The organism is Sinorhizobium medicae (assembly GCF_007827695.1).
GTDB classification, from domain to species: Bacteria; Pseudomonadota; Alphaproteobacteria; order Rhizobiales; family Rhizobiaceae; genus Sinorhizobium; species Sinorhizobium medicae.
In genome coordinates this window covers 1-4,449 of sequence record NZ_VITA01000055.1, presented here as the reverse complement: position 1 = coordinate 4,449, position 4,449 = coordinate 1, and the positions used below count along the sequence as shown (strand labels likewise).

Below are 4,449 nucleotides of genomic sequence, written 5' to 3'. Positions count from 1 at the left end.
AACACAAGATCACCGTGCTCTTCCTCGTCGGCGATGCGGGCGCACCGGTCGGCATCCTGCATATTCACGATCTGCTGCGCGCCGGCGTCGCCTGAGAGCGGAAAGCGCGCCGCACGTCGAAACCGGCGGCGGCGGGGTGCCGCAGCAGCTACGCCCGATCGCGGATGTTATAGTATCCCATGACGCCGATGCCCCAGGCAAACAGTAGTCCCAGCATCACCAGAAACGAGTTCAGCAGCCGCGCCGGATACTGAGCAAGCTCCGAAAGCGTCGGCTCGATGAAAAGTGCCAGATAGCGCTGGCGGTTGTTTGCGTCGATACGTGCCTTCTCAAGCGATCCCAACGCTGCCGTATAGGCACGTTCCGCGAACTCGCGCTCCGTCTCCAATTCCTCGAACTCGGCGATGCGACCCGCGACATCCGGTGAATTGGGGTCGTTCCCGGCCGTGGACTTTTCGCCGGCGCCCAGGCGTTGGCGCTCCACGTCGAGCTGCTGTTCCAGGCTCTCTATGCGCGTCTTGAGGACACGGATTCGGGGCGTGTCTTCGCCCATCTGGCTCTTGGCCGTCGCAAGATCGGCATTAAGCTGCGTCAGCTGCTGCTCCAGAGATCCGATGAGCTGAACGGCAAGCTTTGCCCCCTCTTCGGGACTGATTTCCTGCGATTTGTCGCGGTAGTCGCGCAGCGCCGCGCGCGCTTTGGAAAGCCGCGCCTCGCCCGCAAGCACTTCGTCCTGCGCCGCACGCAGCACGTCGTTGCGGGCGGAGAGCGACAGGCTGTTCACCAGGTTGTCGCTCTGGTCCACGATGAATTTCGCGATCTCACGCGCCTGTTGCGGTTCAAAGGCCTTGACGGTTACCTGCATGATGCCGGAGGCGTGGTCGAAATTGACGTTCACCATGTCGCGCCAGTAGTCGAGCTTGTCCTCGATGGGCAATTCGGAGCCGATGCCGTAGAAATAATCCAGCCCGCGCGCCGCGTAGACGTCTTCCAGCTTGAACCGGCGGTCCGCGTCCGCCGCCATGCGCTCGCTCAGGATATAATCCATGAGGATATAGCTGTCCGAAACCGTGCTGCCGCCGGATGCCTGTGTGAACATTCCCAGGATGTCGCTTGAAACGCCGCCCTCGATGCTGCGCACGGCGAAAGACGTGGTGCTGTGATACTGGTCGGCGGCGATGAAGGCCATGTAGAGCGAAGCAAGCGTCGCGGGAACGGCAACAAGACCCAGGAAGGTGCCGCCGATGATCGCGTGACGCCAGCGGAGCTTCTTTAGCCAGCCGGCTTTCCAGCCTGTCTTCTTGGGGGGAAGGGCCTTTTGGCGTCCGGGCAGGGGGATGACCGGCGCGCTTTCCTTGCCGAGAAGCCCTTCGAGAACCGCTATGCCCTTGCTTTTCGCCGCGGCCGTTGCCGACACGTCCTTCCCGGCGGCTTGCGCGGAATCAGCCTTGTTCACAGCCGCGTCTTTGCTTGCCGCCATTTAGCTTTCCTTCATGTTCTTGTCGTGCGCGCGTATTGCGTCTTCGACATTCTCATAATAGGTCATCTTGCCTTTTTCCAGCACCACACCGCAATCGCAATAGTCGCGGATCGTACCGGTGCTGTGCGAGACCATGACCACATCCGAGTCCTGTAGCCTAGTTTCGAATACAGCCTGACACTTCTTCTTAAAATTTGTATCACCAACGGCGGTGATTTCGTCGACAAGATAATAGTCGAAGTTGACGCCCATGCTCAACCCAAAGGCAAGGCGCGCCTTCATTCCGGAGGAATAGGTGCCGACCGGCGCCTTGAAGAAGGGGCCAAGCTCTGCAAAATCCTCGACATAGGCGATCAGTTGCTCTGTATTCACACCGTAGATACGGGCGACGAAACGCACATTCTGTTCGCCGGTCATCGAGCTCTGGAAGCTGCCGGCGAATCCGAGCGGCCAGGAAATCTTGCCGCGGCGGATGATTCGACCGCCGTCGAGCTTGATCGCGCCGGCGATCAGCCGCAGCAGCGTCGATTTGCCGGCGCCGTTGCGGCCGAGCAGGCCGACGCTCTTGCCGCGGTTGAGTGTCAGCGAGGCATCTTCGATGATCGGCTTCTTGATGCCCTTGGTGCGGGCGTATTTCGTCGCCTGCTCGAACCGGATCATTCGTTTCTCAGCGTCTTTCTGGAAAGGGTGAAGACCAGCATCCCGGCAAACAATGTCAGAAATGCGATTCCGTAGAGATAGTCCATATCGAGCCCGATTGCCCGATACTCCGGGTAGAAGCCCTTGCGGAAGCCCATGATGATGTGAACGAGCGGATTGATGAGCACCAGCTCGCGATAGGGTGCCGGAATCGAGTCGGGCAGGAAGAAGACGCCCGAGATGAGAAAGAGCGGCCGGTTGACTATGCCGAAGACCTGCTCGTAGAGCGGATATTTGAGGAAGAGCACGCAGTTGATCAAGGCCACGCCGAGGCCGAAAAGGCAGGCGAGCGCGATGGCCTCCAGGATCGAGGGCCAGTGAAGGTCGGTATCGACCCGCATGGTGGCGACGATCGTGCCGAGCACGATGAAGGCGACCAGCGATGTCGTGCCCATCTGCAGGACGAAGCGCGCGACGATCGTGTCGATCGGCGCGACATTCGGATAGCTGAGCAGCGCCTTGTTGGCCTTGACCGCGGCGTTCAGATAGCCGTTCATCGCCTGGTAGAACTGGAAGGCGATATAGCCTGTGGCGAAGAACAGCGCGAAGCTTGTGCCGAGAGCTGGCGTATGTGCGATCGCCTGGAAGATCGAGGTCATCAGCAGGATGTGGGCGGCGGGATCGAGCAGCGCCCAGACATAGCCGCCGGGTTTCGAGCCGAAGCGTGTCGACATTTCCCGTACCAGCAGGGCGGCGACGACACGGAGATGGGTGGCGACGTACTCCATCTCAATCACCCGAACGGATAGAGAATACGGCCGATGACGCGGAACTTCCGGTCGGAGAGGCTGCGGAAGAAGCGGATCGGATCGGCCCTGAAGTCTTCGACATCGCGGTCACTGCCTATCTTGCGGATAACCGGCGTGACGAAGGCGGGCAGCAGGTGGCGCCAGCCGAGGAGGCCATAGGGCCCCCAGGCGCGCCACGCCGGCCGCGGCCGGGCAAGGCCCTGCGGCTCTTCCAGCTGCCTTCTGATTGTCGCGACGGTTTCTTCGAATGACGATCGTTCTCCGGTCTCGGGATCGAAGTAGCAAGGATAAAGCAGATAGGTGCCCGCGAAAAGCGCCTCGATGCTCAAGCGCCGCCCGCGGCGCGGGTTAGGCTGGCGGTCGTCCGTCAGCCCCCATCCGGAATAGAAGGGACAGCCGGCGGTGGTGACCTCGATACCGCGGATGATCGCCTCGAAACCCGCGAGCGAGGTGATCGTATAGACGTGGTCGACGGTGCGCAGCGCCTCTGCAAGCGGCAGCCTCTCTGTGACCAGGGTGCAAAGATGCGCGACTTCTGCGGGATCGGACCTTGCCGGCCGTACGCGGCTCAGCACGTCCGGATGCGGCTTGTAGAGGATCTGGGCGTCGGGCTGTTCGGAGGCCGCAAGCAGCACCAGGTCGTTGTTGGTCATATGACTGAGGCAGCCGTAGCGGACGGAAGCGTCGTCCTCCACCTGGCCGACGACCAGCACGCGCTTGCGCGTCTTCTCGCCGTAAACCTCCTCGGTCGTCCGATGCCGGCCGCCATTATATTTGCTGATGCCGCTTTCGGTGAGAAGCGCGATGCCGGCGCGCGCGCGCGTCATCAATTCCGCATCCGCCTCGAAATCGTAGGTTCCCAACAGCTCCTCGAGCTGCGAGGGATGCCGGCAGTCGAAATAGATCGCCTTGCTGTCGAGGGCCAGAGAGAGGGGAGGCGTGCGGCTGGCGCTCGGCCGGGCCGAACGAAGGAAGCCGTCCTCAATGAACGTAACGGGAATGTTCCGCGCCTTGGCCAGCGCATCCAGCGGGCCTGGTAGCTCCGGCCCCCAGGCGAGTATCTCGGCGCTGCTCTCGGCGAGAATTCGCGGCTTCCAGACGCGCTCGAACTCGTGTTCGCCGAGATTCATCGGAAGGAAGTGGAAGTGCCTGTCGGGGAAATATCGTTCGAAAGGCTCCCGCTTCCACTCGGTGATCTGGACGGCAAAGGTCGTTCGGCGCCCCTGAGGCGCAGCGCCGCTACCGAAATCCGTTGCTCGTGAGCCCTCGCCGGCGTGAGGTTTCATTCACATTTCCCGTTGCCGATCCGCCATTCCCGACGCCAGTGCCCGGCGTCAGCACGTCTTCTACATGTCCGATACGGCTATCGCCAGCATTTTAGATGTAGGGCGATGCGCCTGAGCTTCCCCTCATTCCTGCTGTCACAGGCAACTGTGTTTGTCAGGTGGTTCGTCGGAAGGTTGTTTTGTCCCTGATGATGGCGTTTGCGATGGCGAGCAATTTGCGGGCAAGCGCAATGAT

Annotated in this window: 4 protein-coding genes; all 4 read right to left on the bottom strand. The window is 61.3% G+C overall.

The genetic code is table 11. The annotated features are described in order from the left end of the window. Positions 1 to 148: 148 nt before the first annotated feature. The 4 genes from FB009_RS32435 to FB009_RS32420 are packed head-to-tail and all read right to left on the bottom strand — an operon-like array spanning position 149 to position 4,214. Positions 149 to 1,480, bottom strand: a complete 1,332-nt coding sequence (locus tag FB009_RS32435) for an RkpR, polysaccharide export protein (RefSeq protein WP_101804580.1) — start codon at positions 1,478 to 1,480, stop codon at positions 149 to 151. Next, on the bottom strand, positions 1,481 to 2,140 hold the full coding sequence (locus tag FB009_RS32430; protein WP_012061904.1) for an ABC transporter ATP-binding protein: 660 nt from the start codon (positions 2,138 to 2,140) through the stop codon (positions 1,481 to 1,483). Continuing rightward, positions 2,137 to 2,907, bottom strand: coding sequence for an ABC transporter permease (locus tag FB009_RS32425; RefSeq protein WP_012061903.1), 771 nt, complete (start codon positions 2,905 to 2,907; stop codon positions 2,137 to 2,139). Before FB009_RS32425 ends, FB009_RS32430 begins: the two co-directional genes overlap by 4 nt. Positions 2,908 to 2,912: 5 nt before the next feature. Next, a complete protein-coding gene (locus FB009_RS32420) occupies positions 2,913 to 4,214 on the bottom strand; it encodes a capsular polysaccharide export protein, LipB/KpsS family (protein ID WP_101804579.1) in 1,302 nt (433 codons plus the stop codon). Positions 4,215 to 4,449 lie beyond the last annotated feature (235 nt).

Bases quoted from the DNA above. Each gene is read 5' to 3' on its own strand.
- FB009_RS32420 (WP_101804579.1), bottom strand. From the start codon at position 4,214: ATGAAACCTCACGCCGGCGAGGGCTCACGAGCAACGGATTTCGGTAGC.
- FB009_RS32435 (WP_101804580.1), bottom strand. From the start codon at position 1,480: ATGGCGGCAAGCAAAGACGCGGCTGTGAACAAGGCTGATTCCGCGCAA.
- FB009_RS32425 (WP_012061903.1), bottom strand. From the start codon at position 2,907: ATGGAGTACGTCGCCACCCATCTCCGTGTCGTCGCCGCCCTGCTGGTA.
- FB009_RS32430 (WP_012061904.1), bottom strand. From the start codon at position 2,140: ATGATCCGGTTCGAGCAGGCGACGAAATACGCCCGCACCAAGGGCATC.